At 59.9% G+C, this 19,543-nt stretch carries 21 protein-coding genes; 9 read left to right on the forward strand and 12 right to left on the reverse strand.

The window, feature by feature from the left end:
* Nucleotides 1-69: 69 nt before the first annotated feature.
* Both EJA70_RS21210 and EJA70_RS21215 read right to left on the reverse strand, forming a co-directional pair.
* On the reverse strand, nucleotides 70-561 hold the full coding sequence (locus EJA70_RS21210; protein WP_158833270.1) for a MarR family winged helix-turn-helix transcriptional regulator: 492 nt from the start codon (nucleotides 559-561) through the stop codon (nucleotides 70-72).
* Between the two features lie 45 nt (nucleotides 562-606).
* A complete protein-coding gene (locus EJA70_RS21215; RefSeq protein WP_158833272.1) occupies nucleotides 607-1,563 on the reverse strand; it encodes a LysR family transcriptional regulator in 957 nt (318 codons plus the stop codon).
* Between the two features lie 111 nt (nucleotides 1,564-1,674).
* On the opposite strand from EJA70_RS21215, the gene EJA70_RS21220 reads away from it, so the two are divergent.
* Nucleotides 1,675-2,424, forward strand: coding sequence for a sulfite exporter TauE/SafE family protein (locus tag EJA70_RS21220; protein ID WP_178116951.1), 750 nt, complete (start codon nucleotides 1,675-1,677; stop codon nucleotides 2,422-2,424).
* Here the strand turns inward: EJA70_RS21220 and EJA70_RS21225 are convergent.
* Nucleotides 2,414-3,268, reverse strand: coding sequence for a LysR substrate-binding domain-containing protein (locus tag EJA70_RS21225; protein ID WP_172680137.1), 855 nt, complete (start codon nucleotides 3,266-3,268; stop codon nucleotides 2,414-2,416). The two genes, EJA70_RS21220 and EJA70_RS21225, sit on opposite strands and share 11 nt — an antisense overlap.
* Nucleotides 3,269-3,364: 96 nt before the next feature.
* Between EJA70_RS21225 and EJA70_RS21230 the strand changes: the two genes are divergently transcribed.
* Together EJA70_RS21230 and EJA70_RS21235 are read left to right on the forward strand one after the other, a co-directional pair.
* A complete protein-coding gene (locus tag EJA70_RS21230; RefSeq protein ID WP_008088246.1) occupies nucleotides 3,365-3,586 on the forward strand; it encodes a DUF1127 domain-containing protein in 222 nt (73 codons plus the stop codon).
* A gap of 64 nt (nucleotides 3,587-3,650) precedes the next feature.
* Nucleotides 3,651-4,877 carry a winged helix-turn-helix domain-containing protein gene (locus EJA70_RS21235; protein WP_158833276.1) on the forward strand — a complete coding sequence of 409 codons (1,227 nt, stop codon included), beginning with the start codon at nucleotides 3,651-3,653 and terminating at the stop codon, nucleotides 4,875-4,877.
* Between the two features lie 462 nt (nucleotides 4,878-5,339).
* Here EJA70_RS21235 and EJA70_RS21240 read toward each other — a convergent pair whose 3' ends face one another.
* Nucleotides 5,340-6,686, reverse strand: a complete 1,347-nt coding sequence (locus EJA70_RS21240) for a class II 3-deoxy-7-phosphoheptulonate synthase (protein ID WP_007964815.1) — start codon at nucleotides 6,684-6,686, stop codon at nucleotides 5,340-5,342.
* Nucleotides 6,687-6,836: 150 nt separating this feature from the next.
* Here EJA70_RS21240 and EJA70_RS21245 point away from each other — a divergent pair, with 150 nt between their 5' ends.
* Entirely contained in the window at nucleotides 6,837-7,592 is a 756-nt protein-coding gene (locus tag EJA70_RS21245; protein ID WP_158833278.1) for a spermidine synthase, read from the forward strand.
* Between the two features lie 132 nt (nucleotides 7,593-7,724).
* Here the strand turns inward: EJA70_RS21245 and EJA70_RS21250 are convergent, their stop codons facing one another.
* Complete coding sequence (locus EJA70_RS21250; protein WP_158833280.1) at nucleotides 7,725-8,516, reverse strand: crotonase/enoyl-CoA hydratase family protein; 792 nt, start codon at nucleotides 8,514-8,516, stop codon at nucleotides 7,725-7,727.
* A gap of 423 nt (nucleotides 8,517-8,939) precedes the next feature.
* Between EJA70_RS21250 and EJA70_RS21255 the strand changes: the two genes are divergently transcribed.
* Complete coding sequence (locus EJA70_RS21255) at nucleotides 8,940-10,613, forward strand: DEAD/DEAH box helicase (RefSeq protein WP_008088238.1); 1,674 nt, start codon at nucleotides 8,940-8,942, stop codon at nucleotides 10,611-10,613.
* Nucleotides 10,614-10,771: 158 nt separating this feature from the next.
* On the opposite strand, the gene EJA70_RS21260 is transcribed toward EJA70_RS21255, so the two are convergent.
* The gene (locus tag EJA70_RS21260; RefSeq protein ID WP_158833282.1) at nucleotides 10,772-11,539 is read right to left on the reverse strand and encodes a class III extradiol ring-cleavage dioxygenase; all 768 of its coding nucleotides are present in this window, start codon (nucleotides 11,537-11,539) and stop codon (nucleotides 10,772-10,774) included.
* 103 nt (nucleotides 11,540-11,642) lie between these two features.
* Here EJA70_RS21260 and EJA70_RS21265 point away from each other — a divergent pair, with 103 nt between their 5' ends.
* Complete coding sequence (locus EJA70_RS21265; protein WP_158833284.1) at nucleotides 11,643-12,299, forward strand: thiopurine S-methyltransferase; 657 nt, start codon at nucleotides 11,643-11,645, stop codon at nucleotides 12,297-12,299.
* 87 nt (nucleotides 12,300-12,386) lie between these two features.
* Here EJA70_RS21265 and EJA70_RS21270 read toward each other — a convergent pair whose 3' ends face one another.
* Both EJA70_RS21270 and mobA read right to left on the reverse strand, forming a co-directional pair.
* A complete protein-coding gene (locus tag EJA70_RS21270; protein WP_008088233.1) occupies nucleotides 12,387-12,608 on the reverse strand; it encodes a YgdI/YgdR family lipoprotein in 222 nt (73 codons plus the stop codon).
* A gap of 77 nt (nucleotides 12,609-12,685) precedes the next feature.
* Nucleotides 12,686-13,288: a molybdenum cofactor guanylyltransferase MobA gene (gene mobA, locus EJA70_RS21275; RefSeq protein WP_158833286.1), complete on the reverse strand. Its 603-nt coding sequence runs from the start codon at nucleotides 13,286-13,288 to the stop codon at nucleotides 12,686-12,688.
* A gap of 81 nt (nucleotides 13,289-13,369) precedes the next feature.
* Between mobA and moaB the strand changes: the two genes are divergently transcribed.
* Nucleotides 13,370-13,909 (forward strand): molybdenum cofactor biosynthesis protein B, encoded by a 540-nt coding sequence (gene moaB, locus EJA70_RS21280; RefSeq protein ID WP_008088229.1) that lies wholly within the window; start codon nucleotides 13,370-13,372, stop codon nucleotides 13,907-13,909.
* Nucleotides 13,893-15,119: a gephyrin-like molybdotransferase Glp gene (gene glp, locus EJA70_RS21285; protein WP_158833288.1), complete on the forward strand. Its 1,227-nt coding sequence runs from the start codon at nucleotides 13,893-13,895 to the stop codon at nucleotides 15,117-15,119. The genes moaB and glp overlap by 17 nt, the downstream gene beginning before the upstream one ends.
* A gap of 54 nt (nucleotides 15,120-15,173) precedes the next feature.
* Here the strand turns inward: glp and EJA70_RS21290 are convergent, their stop codons facing one another.
* Nucleotides 15,174-15,467 carry a hypothetical protein gene (locus EJA70_RS21290; RefSeq protein WP_008088226.1) on the reverse strand — a complete coding sequence of 98 codons (294 nt, stop codon included), beginning with the start codon at nucleotides 15,465-15,467 and terminating at the stop codon, nucleotides 15,174-15,176.
* Nucleotides 15,468-15,770: 303 nt separating this feature from the next.
* Here EJA70_RS21290 and yegS point away from each other — a divergent pair, with 303 nt between their 5' ends.
* Nucleotides 15,771-16,682 carry a lipid kinase YegS gene (gene yegS / locus EJA70_RS21295; RefSeq protein ID WP_158833290.1) on the forward strand — a complete coding sequence of 304 codons (912 nt, stop codon included), beginning with the start codon at nucleotides 15,771-15,773 and terminating at the stop codon, nucleotides 16,680-16,682.
* Here the strand turns inward: yegS and EJA70_RS21300 are convergent.
* The 3 genes from EJA70_RS21300 to EJA70_RS21310 form a co-directional block, all read right to left on the reverse strand.
* A complete protein-coding gene (locus tag EJA70_RS21300; protein WP_008088222.1) occupies nucleotides 16,666-17,325 on the reverse strand; it encodes a response regulator transcription factor in 660 nt (219 codons plus the stop codon). The genes yegS and EJA70_RS21300 overlap by 17 nt on opposite strands.
* Nucleotides 17,322-18,215 (reverse strand): sensor histidine kinase, encoded by an 894-nt coding sequence (locus EJA70_RS21305; RefSeq protein ID WP_158833368.1) that lies wholly within the window; start codon nucleotides 18,213-18,215, stop codon nucleotides 17,322-17,324. The genes EJA70_RS21300 and EJA70_RS21305 overlap by 4 nt, the downstream gene beginning before the upstream one ends.
* Nucleotides 18,216-18,697: 482 nt before the next feature.
* Nucleotides 18,698-19,168, reverse strand: coding sequence for a hypothetical protein (locus EJA70_RS21310; RefSeq protein ID WP_158833292.1), 471 nt, complete (start codon nucleotides 19,166-19,168; stop codon nucleotides 18,698-18,700).
* Nucleotides 19,169-19,543: the final 375 nt, after the last annotated feature.

Here is a 19,543-nt window from a genome sequence, read left to right on the forward strand (position 1 = left end):
TGATCTTGAAAAAGCCCAGGTCAAAAGATCGCAGCGTGCCGCAGCTCCTGCAGGGGGGGAGAGGTAGATTCAGGTAAGGCTGTTTTGCAGGTGGCTGCGTAGTGCCTGGAGTTCTGCTTGCAGATTTTGCAGGCGCTCGATGGAGAAACCGCTGGCGCCGAGGATGCAAGGGGGAACCGTGCGCGCCCGATCTTTTAGCGCTCGGCCCTGTTCGGTCAATTCGACGATGACTACCCGCTCATCCTCTCGGCTGCGCGTGCGGCTGAGCAGGCCTTCGCCCTCTAGCCGTTTCAGCAGCGGCGTCAGCGAACCCGGATCAGTCAGCAGCTTTGTGCTGATCTCTCCGACCGTCAAACCGTCCTTTTCCCACAGCACCATCATCGCCAGGTACTGCGGATACGTCAGGCCCAGCGCCTGCAACAGCGGCTTGTAGACCTTGGTCATCATCAGCGAAGTGGAGTGCAGGGCGAAGCACGCCTGATTGTCCAGCAGCAGTTCTTCGCAGACGTCGGGGGTGTTGCGGTCGGAAGTCATATCAAAGCCTTGATCGGTAATGGTCATGAATCTAGCGCCCGAATGTTTAATGCGCCAGATAATTCGCCGGCGCTAATGACGACCCAGGTCCCGCTGCAGCGCCAGATCCCAAGGGGGCACCGGGCTGAACCGCGTCTTCAGATACTCCAGCAGCAAGCGACTGCGGGAGTTGGTTTGCTGCTCCATACGCAGCGCGTAGATACCCGTGGATTCAGCCTTCGGCAGGCCACTTTCGCAAAACAGCGGCAGCAACTCGCCGCGCAGCAGGTATTCGCTGGCCAGCCAAGTGGGTAAATGGGCGATGCCTAGCCCGGCCAATGCGCCGCAAACCAGCGCCTCGGCATTGTTGGCGCTCATGCGGATCCGCGCCGGACGGTGCAATTGCATCTGACCGTCCTGTTCGAATCGCCAGGCGAAGGGCGGGGCGAGTCCTTCCCAATCCAGGCCGTCATGTTCGCTCAACTGTGCGGGGTGCTTGGGGATGCCGCGACGCTTGAGGTAGTCCGGGCTGGCGCAGGCAATGCGCACCATGCTCGCCAACGGCGTGGCCACCAGCCGCGTATCGGCCAGTTGCCCTGCGCGCAACACCAGATCAACCTTGCCCAGATTCGAGCCGCCCATGTCGACGAAGCTGTCGATCAGGTGCAATTGCACATCCAGCCCCGGATAGAGGACGAGGAAGTCGGCAATCACCGGCGCCAGATGTCGCCGCCCGAACGCGGCCGGGGCATCGATGCGGATCAAGCCTTCGGGGGCGCTGCTTAAGGACACCGCTTCAGCCCGCGCCAGTTGCAACTCGGCGACGATGCGCCGCGCCCGCTCGGCGAACGCCAGACCGGCCGGCGTGGCGAGTACGGCGTGGGTGCTGCGAATGAACAATTGGCTGCCGACAGCATTTTCCAAGTTGTCGATACGCCGCGCGACCGCTGAGGGCGTCAGCGGATGACGGCGCGAAGCGGCGGAAAAACTGCCACTCTCCAGCACGTCGAGAAACAGCCCGAGTTGGTCGGTCAATTGATTGGGATTCATGTTCGGCCCGGTGCTTGTGCGAAATCGGCATAGCCATTGTGCGTTGCTGTGCGTTTCCCCGCCAGCGGCGACTGCGTAGGATGAGTTGCCTGACGTTAGAGGAATTGGGCTGTGATGGAGTTTTTGTTGTACCTGCTGTTTGGCGCCGCACTCGGCACCTTGGGTGGCATTTTTGGCATCGGCGGCGGTTTGATCGCGATTCCGTTGCTGGGCGTGTGGTTCGGCCTCGATCAACAGATCGCTCAAGGCACGGCGCTGGTCATGGTGGTGCCCAACGTAATGCTGGCGCTGTGGCGCTATCACCAGCGCAATCGCATCGAACTGCGCCACGCGCTGCCACTGGCGCTGATGGGCTTTTGTTTTGCCTGGATCGGTTCGATCTGGGCGGTCGGCATCGATGCGCAAACCATGCGCATCGGTTTCGTTGCGTTCCTTGTGGTGCTGTCGGCTTACAACCTGGTGAAGATGTTCGGCAAGCAACCCGCTGCGACTTCCGAAATGCGCTATTCGTGGCCGTGGCTGGGTGTGCTCGGCGCGGCGTCCGGGACCATGGGCGGATTGTTTGGTGTCGGCGGGGCGGTGGTGGCGACGCCAGTGCTGACCAGCCTGTTCGGCACCACACAAGTCGTCGCGCAGGGTTTGTCGCTGGCGCTGGCACTGCCAAGTACCGGCGTGACCCTGGTGACCTACGCAGTGCATCACGAAGTGGACTGGATGATCGGCCTGCCGCTGGCCATCGGTGGTCTGGCCAGCATCAGTTGGGGCGTGAAGGTCGCCCACGCGATGCCGGAAAAACTCCTGCGTGGGCTGTTCTGCGGTTTTCTGGTGCTGTGTGCGGTGATGCTCGCGTTTAAAGTTTGAAGCCTTCGACGATGTGCTCGGCCAGGCACTCGGTGATCGGCGACGGGTTGTTCAGGTTGCGCACCAGCATGATGCTCGCCTCCGGCAGCAACGGCAGGTCTTGGTCGGCACCAAGAATGCGCATGTCCGGGGTGATCAGGCTTTCCAGTTGCGCGGTGATCGCCAGACCCGCGCTGACCACGGCCATCAGCGCCGACAAACTGGTGCTGTTATAGGCGATGCGGTAATCGCGGCCCATCGCGTCCAGCGCATTGCACGCCCACAAGCGGCAGAAACAATCACTGTTGAACATCGCCAGCGGCAGCGGCGTTTGTTCATGCGCGCTGAAATTCTGCGCCTCGGCCCAGACGAAACGCTCCTTGCGCAGCAGTTGGCCGATCTCGTTGCCCGGCTCGCGGGTAACGATCGACAGATCCAGATCGGTGCGCTGCAACAGCTGTTTGGTCGACTCGCAATGCACTTCGATCTGGATCAACGGATAGAACTGCGCGAACCGCGACAGAATTCCCGGCAGAAAACGCATCACATAATCATCCGGCGTGCCGATGCGCACCGTGCCGACCATGTGTGGCTCGCGCAGGGTGTTGAACACCTCGCTGTGCAGCTTGAGGATGCGCCGCGCGTAACCAAGCAGCACCTGGCCTTCGGCAGTCAGGCGTACCTGTCGGCCGTCGCGCTCGAACAACTGGCGCTGCAACACGTCCTCTTCCAGACGCTTCATCTGCATGCTCACCGCCGATTGCGTGCGGTTGACCATTTCACCGGCGCGGGTGAAACCACCCTGATCGGCAATCGCGACAAAGGTGCGCAACACATCGGTATCGATACTGGGGTAGGCCGACAATTGATGAATCTCCGTGATGCATGCCATCAGAAACATTCGTTGGATTGATCTTAGCGCTGGCGCGAGACTTGAGCCATCCACATGGAGGGCAACACGATGAAAGGTCAAAGAGAGTATGTAAGCGAAGACAAATTTGACGGCCACGGCCATATCGTTTCCGACCTGCTGCACAAGTTTAGCCGCTGGTATGAATTGCACCGTGAACGTGAGTTGCTCGCCAGTCTGAGCGACGAAGCGTTGAAAGACATCGGGGTCAGTCGTGCCGACGTCGAACACGAGTCTGTGCGGCCGTTCTGGGATGATCCGATGCATAAATGATGACGCCAGTGCTACACAAAACACTTTCAGGTGAGGTAGGTTGCGAGCAGACAAGGAGATGCTCATGCCCGCAACAGTATCCTTTTCCCTCAAACAGGCGCGACGTCTGGCGCTGGCCGCCCAAGGGTTCAACGGGCGCCAGCCGCCGACCGTCAAGGCCACTCACCTCAACCGGCTGATCGAACGGCTGGGCTTGCTGCAAATCGATTCCGTCAACGCCGTGGTGCGCTCGCACTACCTGCCGCTGTTTTCCCGTCTCGGTAACTATCCTTCTGACTTGCTCGACCAGGCTGCCTGGAGTTCGGGGCGTCGTCGTTCGTTGTTCGAATATTGGGGCCATGAAGCGTCATTGCTGCCGCTGTCGATGTATCCGTTGATGGGCTGGCGCATGCAACGCGCCAGGCGCGGCGAAGATATTTATCAGCAACTGGCCAAGTTTGGTCGCGAGCAGCAAGACGTTGTACGTCGCGTGTTGAGTTCGGTGCAAGAGCAGGGCGCGATCGGCGCCGGCAGTCTGTCGACCCGCGAAGACAAGGCCGGGCCATGGTGGGACTGGAGCGCGGAAAAGCACGCGCTGGAGTGGTTGTTTGCTGCCGGTGAAGTGACGGTAGCGGGACGACGTGGGTTTGAGCGTTTGTATGATTTGCCGGAGCGAGTGATTCCTTCGTCCATTCTGCAGCAAGCGTTGCCCGATGAGGCCGAGGCGCAGCGTGGTTTGCTGTTGCATGCAGCACAGGCGTTGGGCGTCGGTACGGAGAAAGACCTGCGCGATTACTTTCGTTTGAATCCGGCGGATGCGCGTCCGCGACTGGCTGAGCTGGTCGAGGCGGGGCAACTGCAAATATGCGAAGTGGCCGGTTGGCGGCAGATCGCTTATTGCCTGCCGGAGCCGAAAGTCCCGCGCAAGGTGGTCGCCAGTGCGCTGCTGTCGCCCTTCGATTCGTTGATCTGGGAGCGCAGCCGCACCGAGCGGTTGTTCGATTTCCGCTATCGGCTGGAGATTTACACGCCGCAAGACAAGCGGGTTTACGGCTATTACGTGTTGCCGTTTTTGCACAATGAACGGATTGCGGCGCGGGTTGATCTGCGTGCTGAGCGGGCGGCGGGACGACTGGCGGTGCATGCGGTGCACGAGGAAGAGCCGGGGCTGGATGAGGCGGGGATGTTGGCGCTGGCGGTGAATTTACGGCGGATGGCGGATTGGTTGGGGCTTGCGCGGGTACAGCTCAATTGTCAGCGCGAGAGTGCTGCACGATTACGAGTGGCATTCGCCCAGATCGGCTGTGACTGAACTGACGCCATCGCTGGCAAGCCAGGCTCCCACAGTGTTCTGCGTCGTACACAGATTTTGTGATCGGCGCGGTCACTGTGGGAGCCTGGCTTGCCAGCGATGAGGCCGGTTCAAACGACAAAGATATCGAACCCTAGCGGCGAACCTGTTGAATGAGGGGGGATGAGCGGGCGCCTTCGCGAGCAAGCTCAGCTCCTACATTGACCGCGTCATTCATCAATTTTGTGCGCGACGCAGATCCTGTGGGAGCCTGGCTTGCCAGCGATGAGGCCGGTTCAAACGACAAAGATATCGAACCCTAGCGGCGAACCTGTTGAATGAGGGGGATGAGCGGGCGCCTTCGCGAGCAAGCTCAGCTCCTACATTGACCGCGTCATTCATCAATTTTGTGCGCGACGCAGATCCTGTGGGAGCCTGGCTTGCCAGCGAAGAGGCCGGTTCAAGCGATAAAGATATCGAACTCTAGCGGCGAACTTGCTTGAGGGTTTCAGCGATGAGGAACGCCAACTCCAGCGACTGATCGGCATTCATACGTGGATCACAATGCGTGTGATAGCGATCCGACAAGCCATCTTCGGTAATCGGCCGCGCACCACCGATGCATTCGGTGACGTTCTGTCCGGTCATCTCGATGTGAATCCCGCCGGCATAAGTGCCTTCCGCTTCGTGCACCTGGAAGAACTGCTTCACCTCGCCAAGAATCTGCGCAAAGTCGCGGGTCTTGTAACCGCTGCTGGCCTTGATGGTATTGCCGTGCATCGGGTCGGAACTCCACAGCACCTGCTTGCCTTCACGCTGCACCGCGCGGATCAGCGCCGGCAGGTGATCGCCGACCTTGTTCGCGCCCATCCGCGCGATCAAATTCAGGCGACCCGGATCGTTGTCCGGATTGAGCACGTCGATCAGGCGGATCAGATCATCGGGGTTCATGCTCGGGCCGACCTTCACGCCGATCGGGTTGTTCACCCCGCGCAGAAACTCGACATGCGCGCCGTCGAGCTGACGGGTGCGGTCGCCGATCCACAGCATGTGCGCCGAGCAATCGTAGTAATCGTTGGTCAGGCTGTCGCGGCGCACGAAGGCTTCTTCGTAGTTCAGCAGCAACGCTTCGTGGGCGGTGAAGAAACTGGTTTCGCGCAGTTGCGGCGAGCTGTCCATGCCACAGGCGCGCATGAACGCCAGGGTTTCATCGATACGATCAGCGAGGTGGCTGTACTTCTCGGCCAGCGCCGAGTTGGCGATGAAATCGAGGTTCCACTTGTGTACCTGATGCAGGTCGGCAAAACCGCCTTGGGCAAAGGCGCGCAACAGGTTCAGCGTCGCGGTCGATTGATGATAAGACTGCAGCAGACGTTCCGGGTCCGGCACGCGGCTCTTTTCGTCGAAGCCGATGCCGTTGACGATGTCGCCGCGATAAGCCGGCAGCGTCACGCCATCGATGGTCTCGTCGTTGGCCGAACGCGGTTTGGCGAACTGACCGGCCATGCGTCCGACTTTGACCACCGGGCAACCGGCGGCGAAGGTCATGACGATCGCCATTTGCAGCAACACTTTAAAGGTGTCGCGAATCTTTGCTGCGGAGAACTCGGCGAAGCTTTCGGCGCAATCACCGCCCTGCAACAGAAACGCCCGGCCTTGGGTGACTTCGGCAAACTGACGACGCAGCTCGCGAGCTTCGCCGGCGAACACCAGCGGCGGATAACTGGCCAGGGTTTGCTCGACCTGGCGCAGGTGCGCGGCGTCGGGGTATTGGGGTTGTTGCTGGATCGGCAGGGCGCGCCAGCTGTCAGGGCTCCACGGTTGGCTCATCACGGTCTCTAAGGTTCTTCGCACGGACGGCCATGTTAGCAGCAATTAGTGCGTGACCTGTTCCCGCCCCATCGCCGACAATCGCGGTTTTGCCACGGTGCCACAGCGGTGCCATCGCGTCACCGCGCCCGGTGACCATCAGGAGACGAAATGACTGAGGAGCGCGTCGAGCATCTGCTCGCCGAAGTACAGGACGAGTTCGGCGTGATTCGCGTGCTGGAAGTGGCTGATTACCGCTTTCTCGAATTCGGTGATGCGATCGAGCAGAGCTGCGTGTTCACCGCTGACCCGAGCTGGCTGGAGTACGACTACACCCGCGCGATGTTGATCGGTGCGTTGTGCCATGAGCTGCCCGAGAGTGCGCTGTTCCTCGGGTTGGGCGCAGGCACGTTGACCCAGGCCTGCCTCAAGTTTCTGCCGCTGGAAGATGTCGAGGCCATCGAACTGCGCCCGGACGTGCCACGTCTGGCCATCGAATACCTTGGGCTGGACGATGATCCGCGGCTGTACATCCGTGTCGGCGATGCGCTGGAGTTGTTACCGACTGCCGAGCCTGCGGATCTGATTTTCGTCGACCTCTACACTGACGTCGGCCCGGGTGTCGGGCATCTGGCCTGGGGGTTTCTCGGTGATTGCCAGAAGCGCTTGAATCCGGGGGGCTGGCTGGTGATCAATCAGTGGGCCACCGATGATGGCCAGCCGTTGGGCGCGGCGCTGTTGCGCGGGCTCTATCACCGGCATTACTGGGAACTGCCGGTGAAGGAGGGCAATGTGATTCTGCTGGTGCCGGCGGATCTCGATCAGGAGCTCGACATGCAGGCGCTGACCGCTCGGGCTGAAGCCTTGGCGCCGCGGTTGGGGTATTCGTTGCAATCGTTGATCAACAGTATTCGCCCGGCGACCTGAGGCGTCAGAGCTGGCCCCATCGCTGGCAAGCCAGCTCCCACAGGGTTCGCGCCGTACGCAAAATGTGTGAACTACTCGGTCACTGTGGGAGCTGGCTTGCCAGCGATGGGGCCCAGACAGGCGCCATAATTCTCAGATTCCTTTGAAAATGCCAGGGCGGCGTTCCACCAAAGACCGCACGCCCTCCCTGGCATCTTCACTGGCCAACAACTTCTTCACCAGCGCCGGCAGCCCCTGCGCAGCCGCGGTCTCACCTTCATAGCGAGCCTGTCGCGCTGACAGCAACGTCGCTTGCACCCCCAATGGCGCCTGCCGGGCAATCCGCTCGGCCAACTCAATCGCCCGTGGCAGCAAATCCTCACTGGCCATCACTTCCTGCACTAGCCCCAAGCGCAACGCATCGTGCGCATCAAACTCATCCCCGGTCAGCAACCAGCGCATCGCGTTGCCCCAACCGGCGATCTGCTGGAAACGCAACGTCGCGCCGCCAAAAGGAAAGATCCCACGCTGCACTTCCATCTGCGCGAAGCGGGTATTGCTCGCACAGAGGTTGATGTCGGCGGCCAGCATCAGCTCGATACCGATGGTCAGGCAGTAGCCCTGTGCGGCGACAATCACCGGTTTGCTCACCCGCGGCCCGACGAAAACACCCCACGGGTCGCAACCACCGGTCGGAACCTGCCAGCCTTGCGCCAGCGCCGAGCTGGCATTCACCAGATCCAGACCGGCGGTGAAGTGCTCGCCATGGCCAAATACCACGGCCACCCGGGCCTCGTTATCGGCCTCGAACTCGCCATAGGCCAGGCTCAGTGCATTGAGCAGGTCGAGGTCGAAAGCATTGCGCTTGGCCGCCCGATCGAGGCCGATCAAGTGCACGTGACCACGACGTTCTCGGCTGACGCGGCCGGCGCAGGGCTGGTTCATGGTAAATCCTCGGGCGGGAAGGGCGGGTGCGGCGACGGAATGCCGCAGGTCGGTGAATCGTTTAAGCGTCATCGCCCGCAGGGCCGGGCCTTTGAAAAATAGACCTTGGCGCGATTATCCGCAAAACCCCGTTACACAGCGGTGACACACGCATTCAGGCGATAAAAAAAGCTCCCTTTTCGGGCAAAATCCGGTATAGTGCGCGCCGGCCTTTAACCGGGCCGCGTTTAGGTAGCGCAATTTCCCGAAGTCAGCTTCGGCTGCACGTCCGCATTGCGGGCTCTTCCCGGACGATTCTTTTTTTTCATTCATTCGTTTTCGCAAATCCCCGCCGACAAAGCTGCCAGGGCGACTCTTGAGTCTCAACACGGCATGCGCAGCTTTGGAGCATGGGTCTTTGCGGATGCACTTAGAGGCAGACCCATGACCCAGGAAACCGGCGGATTCGCCGCTTTTAATCTTAACCCGAATATTCTTGCAGCCGTCGCAGCGACTGGCTACGAAGAGCCTTCGGCGATTCAGCAGCAATCGATCCCGATCATCATGGCCGGCCAGGACATGATTGGCCAGGCGCAAACCGGTACCGGTAAAACCGCCGCGTTCGCACTGCCTATCCTGCACCGCATCGATCCTGCCAAGCGCGAACCGCAAGCCCTGATCCTGGCGCCAACTCGTGAGTTGGCGCTGCAAGTAGCAACCGCTTTTGAAACCTACGCCAAGCAAATGCCGGGCGTTACCGTTGTGGCCGTTTACGGCGGCGCGCCGATGGGCCCACAACTGAAAGCAATCCGTAATGGCGCACAGATCGTTGTCGCCACTCCGGGCCGTCTGTGCGACCACCTGCGTCGTGACGAAAAAGTGCTGTCGACCGTGAACCACCTGGTTCTCGACGAAGCTGACGAAATGTTGAAGCTGGGCTTCATGGATGACCTGGAAGTCATCTTCAAGGCTCTGCCAGCGACCCGTCAGACCGTTTTGTTCTCGGCTACCCTGCCGCAGTCGATCCGCGCCATTGCCGAACGCCACCTGCGCGATCCGCAACACGTGAAGATCCAGACCAAGACCCAGACCGTTACCGCGATCGAACAGGCTCACCTGTTGGTTCACGCTGACCAGAAGACTTCGGCCGTTCTCAGCTTGCTGGAAGTGGAAGACTTCGACGCGCTGATCATGTTCGTGCGCACCAAGCAAGCGACCCTGGATCTGGCCAGCGCCCTCGACGCCAAAGGCTACAAAGCCGCGGCGCTGAACGGTGACATCGCCCAGAACCAGCGTGAGCGCGTGATCGACTCACTGAAAGATGGCCGTCTGGACATCGTTGTGGCGACCGACGTTGCTGCTCGTGGCCTGGACGTTCCGCGCATCACTCACGTGTTCAACGTTGACATGCCGTACGACCCAGAGTCCTACGTTCACCGTATCGGCCGTACTGGCCGTGCCGGTCGCGAAGGTCGTGCACTGCTGCTGGTGACTCCACGTGAGCGCCGCATGCTGCAAGTGATCGAGCGTGTAACCGGTCAGAAAGTGGCTGAAGTTCGCCTGCCGGACGCTCAAGCCGTTCTCGATGCGCGCATCAAGAAACTGACCAACAGCCTGTCGCCGCTGGTTGCTGATGCCGAATCGACTCACGGTGAGCTGCTTGATCGTCTGACTGCAGACATCGGCTGCACTCCGCGTGCTCTGGCTGCAGCCCTGCTGCGCAAAGCCACCAACGGTCAAGCACTGAACCTGGCTGCTATCGAGAAGGAACGCCCACTGGTGCCGAACAACGCACCGCGTGGCGACCGTCCTGAGCGCACCGGTGATCGTCCTGATCGTGGTGACCGCGAGCGTCGCGCGCCAATGCCTTTGGGCGAAGGCCGTGCTCGTTGCCGTACCGCGCTGGGTGCGCGTGACGGTATCGCCGCGAAAAACCTGCTGGGCGCCATCCTCAACGAAGGTGGTCTGGCCCGTGAAGCGATCGGTCGCATCCAGGTGCGTGACAGCTTCAGCCTCGTCGAGCTGCCGGAAGATGGTCTGGATAAACTCCTGACCAAACTGAAGGACACTCGCGTTGCTGGTAAGCAGTTGAAGCTGCGTCGCTACCGCGAAGATTGATCCGCCCTTGGGCTGATTGATCGCAGATAAAAAATCCCCGACTGGTTCGGGGATTTTTTTTGCCTGTTTTTCAGGGTCAAAAGATCGCAGCCTTCGGCAACTCCTACATGGGAATGCATTTACCTGTAGGAGCTGCCGAAGGCTGCGATCTTTTGCTTTTACCCGAAACGATAAATATCCATCCCCAGCGCGCCCATCGTGAACCCCCGATGCGCGACGCTGAACTCACCACCCGCGCCCCGCGCAAAATACAACGGCAACAAATGCTCATCACTCGGATGACTGCGCACCGCGTTCGGCGCTTGCTGGCGGTAATCGTGCAATGCCGCCTCATCGTTCGCCGTCAGCTTGTCGATCACCCAGTCGCGGAAGTCCCGCGCCCAAGGCTCAACGCTTTCCGGTCCGGCATGCCAGTCCAGTTCGCGCAGGTTGTGGGTGATGCTGCCAGAGCCGATCAGCAGAATGCCTTGCTCACGCAAACCGGCCAGCGCACGACCAACGCGAGTCTGTAACGCCGGGCCGACACGGCTCGGCAGGGAAACCTGAACCACTGGAATGTCCGCCTGCGGGTACATCAGCGACAGCGGCACCCATACGCCATGATCGAACGGACGCTGAGGGTCGAGACGCGCCGGTAGATTGTTGGCCGCCAGCAGCTCGGCTATTTGCGCCGCCAGTTGCGGGTCGCCCGGCGCCGGGTATTGCACTTCAAACAATGCGCGGGGAAAGCCCCCGAAGTCGTGCCAGGTGTCCGGCTGTGGGTTGCTGCTGACCAACAGCTCGTGGCTCTCCCAGTGGGCGGAGACGATCACGATGGCTTTCGGTTTCGGCAGTTCGGCTGCCAGTCGCGCCAGGGCCGGGCCACTGGCGCCCGGTTCCAGTGCGAGCATCGGTGAGCCGTGGGAGATAAACAGGCTGGGAAACATAAGAGGGTTCCTGAGCGTTAAGATGACCCATCTTCAGTCAGATCATTGATCTAAATCTAATATAAGTTTTAACGCTTTTTGATCGATTTTTTAGGGGTGATAGATGCAACCTGAGTTTTGGCACAAGAAGTGGGCTTCGAACCAGATCGGCTTTCATTTGCCTGCGGTGAACCCGTATCTGCAGCGTTTCTGGCCGGATCTGCAGCTTCCAGCACAAGCACGCGTGCTGGTGCCGTTGTGTGGGAAAAGTCTGGATTTGCTGTGGCTGGCCGGGCGTGGGTATCAGGTGCTTGGCATTGAGCTGTCGCAGAAGGCTGTCGAGGATTTTTTCACTGAACAGCAACTTCAGCCGCAGATCAGCGAGCACGGTGCTTTCAAGGTTTATCGCGCCGGTTCGATTGAGCTGTGGTGTGGTGACGTTTTCGCGCTGACCGCAGAGGATGTTGCCGGTTGCGCCGCGCTGTACGACCGTGCTGCCGTGATCGCCTTGCCAGTGCCAATGCGCGAGCACTATGCCGAGCATTTGCAAAACATTCTGGCGGCCGGTTTGAAGGGGCTGCTGATTACGCTGGATTACGATCAGGCGCAAATACCGGGGCCGCCGTTCTCTGTGGATGATGCGCAAGTGCAGCGCTTGTTCGGCGGCCTCTGGCAGATGCAGGTGCTGCAATCGCAGGATGTGCTGAGTGACAGTGGCAAGTTTGTGCAGGCCGGTGCTACGCGGCTTGAGGAGCGGGTGTATCGGTTGACTGCCCGGTAGCTTTGTTGCGCGCATAAAAAATGCCCCGACGTATCGGGGCATTTTTTTAACCAGTCAATCTGACTGCTTCAGGCGTCGCGTCGAACCTTACAGTTCTTTAACGGTGCGAACCTGATCCTTGTTGATGCGGGTCTCTTTGCCGTCCAGCTGTTTGAACTCGTAGAAGCCCGAATCATCATCGTATTTCGGGGTGTCGACGGCCTGGATTTCGCGACCGTCATTCAGCGTGATCACTGTTGGCGACGAGCAACCGGCGAGGGTAGCCAGGCCCAGTGCGAGCATGAGAGTGGCGAGGGTCCGTTGAGTCATGGTGTGTCTCCGAATGGAAATTCTTTTGGTTACTGAGCTTGAGACGTATACAAGGCGTGAGAGTTCCTTGAGTGCTGTCAGTCTGACACAGTGTTGTGCGAATTTAACAGTTCCGGGGTATTGAGGTTGGCCAGTCGAGGGTCATTGTCCGGGCATTGCAGGGCAGTGACACCAAGATGGCGCATGACGCGGCCGGGACTGCGCTCACCGGCGTTCCAGGCGTCTTCGAAGGCCGGAAGCAGGGCGACCGGGATCACGCACAGCAGCGGTTCCCAGTGCTCGTCATGACGTAACATTAAAGGTTTTTCAGGATTCTGATTGGCGGTTTCCCGCATGCTTTGCAGCAGCGTCTCGTCGATGCGCGGAACATCGCATGGCAACACCAGCAGGTGAGTATGGCGCGCCGCTTTCAAGCCGGCACGAATACCGGCCAGCGGCCCCGGAAAGTCGCCTTCATCATCGACCACCAGATGATCGGCGTACGCGGCATAGCGTTCACGATTGCGGTTGCAGGAGATGATCAAATCATCCGTCAGCGGGCGCACTTTACGCTGCAAATGCGCAATCAGCGGTTCGCCCAGCCACTCCACCAGCCCTTTGTCCTGCCCCCCCATGCGTTGGCCGCGTCCGCCTGCCAGGAGCAGAACGGAGCAGGCGGGCAAATGTGTATTCAGCGTCATGTCGGCTCTCCAGAGGGGCGGCGAAAAAAGGGGGCGCTGTGATATAACACCGGGCTGTTTCTCCTACAACTGGACGAGCCTATGAAAGCCAAGGCTGATGTACCTTTCGCACCGCTCAATATCGCCGTGCTGACTGTCAGTGATACCCGAACGCTGGAAACCGACACTTCGGGCCAGGTCTTCGTCGACCGCCTGACGGCCGCAGGCCACCTGCTGGCTGAACGGGTGTTGCTCAAAGATGACCTCTACAAAATCCGTGCGCAAGTCGCCAGCTGGATTGCTGACGATGTCGTGCAGGTCGTACTGATTACCGGGGGCACTGGTTTTACCGGTCGGGACAGCACCCCTGAAGCAGTGGCGTGTCTGCTCGACAAGCAGGTGGATGGTTTTGGTGAATTGTTCCGGCAGATCTCGGTGGCCGATATCGGTACATCCACCGTGCAATCCCGGGCCTTGGCCGGTCTGGCCAATGGCACGCTGGTGTGCTGCCTGCCAGGCTCGACCAACGCCGTGCGCACCGGCTGGGATGGCATTCTCGCCGAGCAACTGGATTCCCGGCACCGTCCCTGCAACTTCGTGCCCCATCTGAAACAGGCGGCACCTTGTGAATCCCGTGGGTAAGCCGGGCAAGACCGGTGCCTTGATGCCGGTCGAAGTGGCGCTGGCGCGCCTGCTGGAAATGGCCGAGGCCTCGCCGATTGCCGAGCGGGAATTTTTGCCATTGGCAGACGTTCAGGGCCGCGTGCTGGCCGAGGATCTGATTTCGACGCTGGATCTGCCGCCGTGGCCGAACAGTGCGATGGATGGCTATGCGCTGAACCTGGCTGACTGGACGGGCGAACCTTTGCCGGTGAGCCAAAAGGTCTTCGCCGGGCAGGCTCCCGAAGCGCTCGCGCCGGGTACCTGTGCGCGCATCTTCACTGGCGCTCCGGTACCGGCGGGTGCCGATTGCGTTGAAATGCAGGAAAACGCCGAGGTCCTTGCAGAGGGTCGTGTACGTTTTCTCGAAAGGATGACGCCAGGACAGAACATCCGTCCGCAAGGCCAGGAAACCACGGTGGGTGAGCTGGTTTTGTCGGCCGGCACCCGGCTCGGACCGATCGAGCAAGGCCTGGCTGCGTCTCTGGGTTGTGCCGGATTGAGCGTGGTGCGCAAGGTGCGCGTGGCGGTGTTGTCCACTGGCGATGAGCTGGTCGAACCGGGGCAGGCGTTGGGTCCGGGGCAGATTTACAATAGCAACCGGGTGGTGCTGTGCAGTTGGTTGCAACGCATGGGGTGTGAAGTGATTGATGCCGGGATTCTTCCGGACGATCTGGCCACAACCCGTGAGCGGCTTGGCGCCTTGCAGGATGTCGACCTGATTCTCTCGACCGGAGGCGTGTCGGTGGGTGAGGCCGATTTTCTCGGCATTGCGCTGAGGGAGGAGGGGGAGCTGGCGTTGTGGAAACTCGCGATCAAACCCGGCAAGCCACTGACGTTCGGCCATTTTCGTAAGGTGCCGGTGATCGGCCTCCCGGGTAATCCGGCTTCGACCCTGGTGACCTTCGCCTTGCTGACCCGTCCCTATCTGTTGCGTCGCCAGGGCGTGCAGGACGTGGAGCCACTGAAGTTCCCGGTGCCGGCGGGGTTTGACTGGCCCGTGGCAGGCAATCGCCGTGAGTATCTGCGGGGTCGCCTTGAGCAAGGTCGTGCGGTTATTTATCGCAATCAAAGTTCGGGTGTCCTGCGCAGTGCGGCCTGGGCCGATGGACTGGTGGAGGTGCTGGAGGGGCGCACGCTTGGCGAGGGCGACGAAGTAGTCTTCATTTCGCTCAGCGAGCTGCTGAGCTGACACGTCGATCGCAGGGGCAGGCTCGGAGGTTGTCTCCGTAGCCTGCCTGTACGGTCAGCGCGTCATGATCGAGACGAGCTGGTCGAACCGACTGTTCGCCACCCATCCGAGCAAGCCCAGCACGACCGCGGTTGCACCTGCGGAGTAGGCCAGCCGATGTTTGATGGTTCTGACATCGCCGCGAACTTCATCCATGTCCCGGCGAATGTATTTGAGGTGGGTCTCAAGCTCGGTGATGCGAGGTTCCATATTCACTTCTCCGGTTTTGGCGCCGTTGCTGTGGCTGGCGCGACTCTCCGTAAGTGGGGCAAGCGGGCTGACCGGCGTTCTGGTTTCCTGGCTATGCATTGAGGTGTCCACCTGCTGGCCGTTGCTCGCTATCCTTTGAACGATCGCAAGCGCTAAACGTGTATCCACTCATTGCTGCACTTCCTTGTGTGTTTCAGATCGAAAAATTGCTGTTGCCGGCGCACGATGTGCCAATGCTGGCGCCGGGTCAATTCAGCCGTTTCCTCAGGTTTTGTAGGAAGATTTCCTGCTCTGTAGGACGAGCAAGCTTGGGCGCTTGAAATAATTGCCATTCTTGCGGCTTTTTTACGTGGCGCAGTGGTCAAGATGTCTCGTACCGATTCCATTCAGGGAGTGACCGTAATGAGTGAACGCAGGGCGCTAATGATTCTGCATGGCAAGCAGGCACTCAACGAGGCGGTGCGCAGCGCTGTCGAACGCAAACGCGAGCAAGGCTGGGAGCTGGCGGTGCGGGTGACCTGGGAGGCGGGTGACGCCGAACGCATGGTCGAGGAAGCGCTGACCGCCGGTTACCGCACCATCATTGCCGGCGGTGGCGATGGCACCTTGCGCGACATCGCTCAGGCGTTGTCGGCGCATCCCGGCGAGGCCAGTCTCGTGCTGTTGCCCTTGGGCACGGCCAACGATTTTTGCCGTGCGGCAGGCGTACCGCTGGAACCGGCCGAGGCCCTCGAGTTGCTGGAGGTGTCGCCGCGTGACATCGATCTCGGTGAGGTTGGCGGGCAGATCTTTCTCAACATGGCCACCGGCGGTTTTGGCAGTCAGGTCACGGCCAATACTTCGGAAGACTTGAAAAAGGTCCTGGGCGGGGCGGCGTATCTGTTCACCGGCCTGTCGCGCTTCAGTGAATTGCATGCAGCCTACGGCGAGTTGCAAGGCCCGGACTTCCACTGGAGTGGCGAACTGCTTGCGCTGGGCATCGGCAATGGACGTCAGGCAGGCGGCGGGCACGTATTGTGTCCGCAGGCGCTGGCCGATGATGGCCTGCTGGACATCAGTATTCTGCCGGCGCCTCAGGAGCTGGTGGGGACTTTGAAAAATTTGCTCAGCGACGGTTTCGGCATCGAAAACATGTTTGTGCGGACCCGCTTGCCGTGGGTCGAAATCAAGGTGGCCGAAGGGCTTTATATCAATCTCGACGGTGAGCCACTGGAAGGCGACAGCATGCGTTTCGAAGCGCGCCCGGCAGCGCTGCAGGTGCATTTGCCGGCTGATTCGCCACTGTTGAGTGGCGCGGTCAGTCGTCCAGACTGATGATCTGCTCGCGCACGGCGAACAGCACCAGGCCTGCCACGTCGTAGATCTGCAGGCGTTTCATGATCTGCGAGCGGTGGGTTTCGACGGTCTTGATGCTCAGGCCCAGGCCGTTGGCGATCTCCCGGGTCGATTTGCCGCGCACGATCAGCCGCAGGATTTCCAGTTGGCGCGCGGTCAGATTGTGCGAGTCGCTGGTTTCCGGCTGGGTCTTCTGGTTGCGCGTCAGGGCCTGATTGATCACTGTATGGGCGATGGCCGGGCTCAGATAGCGCTCGTTATTGCGCAACGCTTCGAGCGCGTGTTCCAGTTCGGTGGCGGTGGTGTCCTTGAGCAGGTAGCCATGCGCGCCGGATTCCAGCGCTTGCATGATCAGCGCCGGGTCGGTGTGCATCGACAGGATCAGCACTTTGCTTTGCGGGCGCACGCGCTTGAGTCGCTGCAGGGCTTCAAGGCCGCCGGTTTCTTTCATGGAAATATCCAGCAGGACGATATCGGGACTCAATTGCTCGACCATTTCGAGCAGTTGCGAGCCGTCATTGGCCTCGCCAATCACCGCGTAGCCGGGAATATCCAGCACCAGAGCGCGCACGCCGGCCCTGATCAGCGAGTGGTCATCCACCAGAAGTAAGTTACAAGTCAACGCATAACCTTATTCGTACTGGCCCGCTCGAGTGCACGCGGCGCCCAGGGGAAAAGTGCTTCGATTTGAGTGCCTTTGCCCGGCTCGCTGGTAACGCTCAGGGTGCCGCCCAACTGCTCCATCCGTTCGGCCATCCCGGCCATGCCGCGTTGTCCTTCCCGCCCCGGATTGGCTGCCGGGGCGAATCCCTGACCGTCATCGCTGATCAGCAGCGTCAGGCCTTTGGGCAGACGCTGGACGCGAATCAGCAGATTCTTTGCCTGCGCATGGCGCAGGATATTGGTCACGGCTTCCTGAGTAATGCGAAAGGCGGCAACCGCCATTTCTTCGGGAATGCCGTTCAGCCGCTGCTGGCAATCCAGGCTCCAGTGCACCGACGTGTTGGTCAGCGTCTTGAGCAAGTGCGCGCGCAGACTGGCTTCCAGGCCAAGGCTGGTCAGTTGCCGTGGATTGAGGATGGCCGACACGTCGCGCACTTTGTTGAGGGTTTCCTCAAGGGTGTCGCAGAGCACGCTGCATTGTTCCTGCAAGTCGTCCGGCAAGCGGCGCTTGAGCCATTCACTTTGCAGTTTGGCGGCAGTCAGCAGTTGGCCGATGTCGTCGTGCAATTCCCGGCTGAGGCGATGGCGCTCGTTTTCCTGGACTTCCAGTAAGCGGTCGGCCAACTCCTGCGGCTGAAACTTGATCGACTTGCGCGACAGCCGATATTGCACCCAGACACACGTGGTGGCAGCGACGTTGAGCAGCAGCAGTCCGAGGCAAAGCGGCAGGGAAAAACCATAGGTCAGCACACTGCCGAGCGCGGCGGCGACACTCAGTATGAGCGTGAACCGGCGGGCATTTTCCCGGGAAGGTGGCCATGTGGCGATTGACTTGAGGCTGGCGTACATAACGGATGGAGCCAATGGATGTTCGCTGCGGGCAGACCGATCAGAGTGGCTGACGGATCTCTGTCTGAAAACACTGTCATTTATGTTATTGAATTCAACAAGGTCGCGTGATCGATATTGAACCGCCAACTTCGTTGGCAGCCTATCGCTGGAATCACTGTGCCATTAATTGAAAGCAACTAATGCGCGGCATAATACCACTTAAGATACCGTTGGTCGCGTTTGCTATATATGTCCAGTCGGTCAGGAATTACGTCGTATTGGACGTGAGTTCCATTATGGAAAAGTTGATTTATTCAATTCGACAGGAATCGATAGTGACTTATTTATACACAGGCAAACCCTGATACCGGCAGCGAGAAGTCCGTTGAGATCAGGTGTGATTATTTATTCGACTATGTCGCTGGCAGGTATGAACTATTCAATTGCGACATTCGCCGTCTGCGCTTTCAGACTCCGGCAACGCGCAATCTTTCACTGAGTCAGGCTTGCCGCTCCGAATACTCCACCAGGGACAGTGGTTTGACGTGGTGCGGCAGTTGCAGTTGGCTTTGGCCGACCTGGGAGGCAAAGGCCTCGATCAGGGAGGTCTGCTCGCTGTCGTCGAGGCTCAACTGGCCAGTGGTTTGATCGACCAGTTCCAATTGCCAGGCCATCAACGTGAAGCAGTCTTGCAGTGCGTTGAGCGCCTGAGCATGCAGGTCGACCTCGTCCTGCGCATGATTGAGCAGGCCGTGGAGATGCAGGGAAAATTCGGAAATCGCTTGCAGCGCCAGCGCATCTGCCTTGCTCGCCAGCTTCAGCAGCGTGCTGAGCATGCACTCGATGGCGTCCTTGTCGTTGCTGATCAGTTGCAGGTGGCTGAGGCATTCCTCGGACTTGGCCAAGAGCGTTTCAGCCTCGAGGAGAAACTCGGGGAACCGTTGCGCCCAGTCCTTGCGATCGTTTGGCATGCTTATCTCCACAACGTCATGTCTGATGAGGGAATGCCGTGTGTGTCGACGATCGTGAACCGTCGCAAGATCGCGCCCCGGTGTGCAGGTGCACAGATTCGGAGTTTCGAGAGGAGGTGTTTCCACTGACCTGCGATCGCACACAATAGCCTGACTCCGTTCATGCAATGAGAATGGCGTCACATTAATGGCTATTGGATATTGCGAACATCAGGTTAGGCCTGATTGCTCCTAGGGGAATCCCTTAGGCGCGGGAACCTACGGCGCCAACCGAGGTCGCGCTGCAGAGAATGTAGCAGATGAAAATCACCGGGCCAGTAAAGCATGATGTTAATGTGACATCAATGCCTGAGCATGGCATTTTTAACGGGGCTT

Origin of the sequence: Pseudomonas sp. PB103, from assembly GCF_009764635.1 — a bacterium.
Taxonomy (GTDB): domain Bacteria; phylum Pseudomonadota; class Gammaproteobacteria; order Pseudomonadales; family Pseudomonadaceae; genus Aquipseudomonas.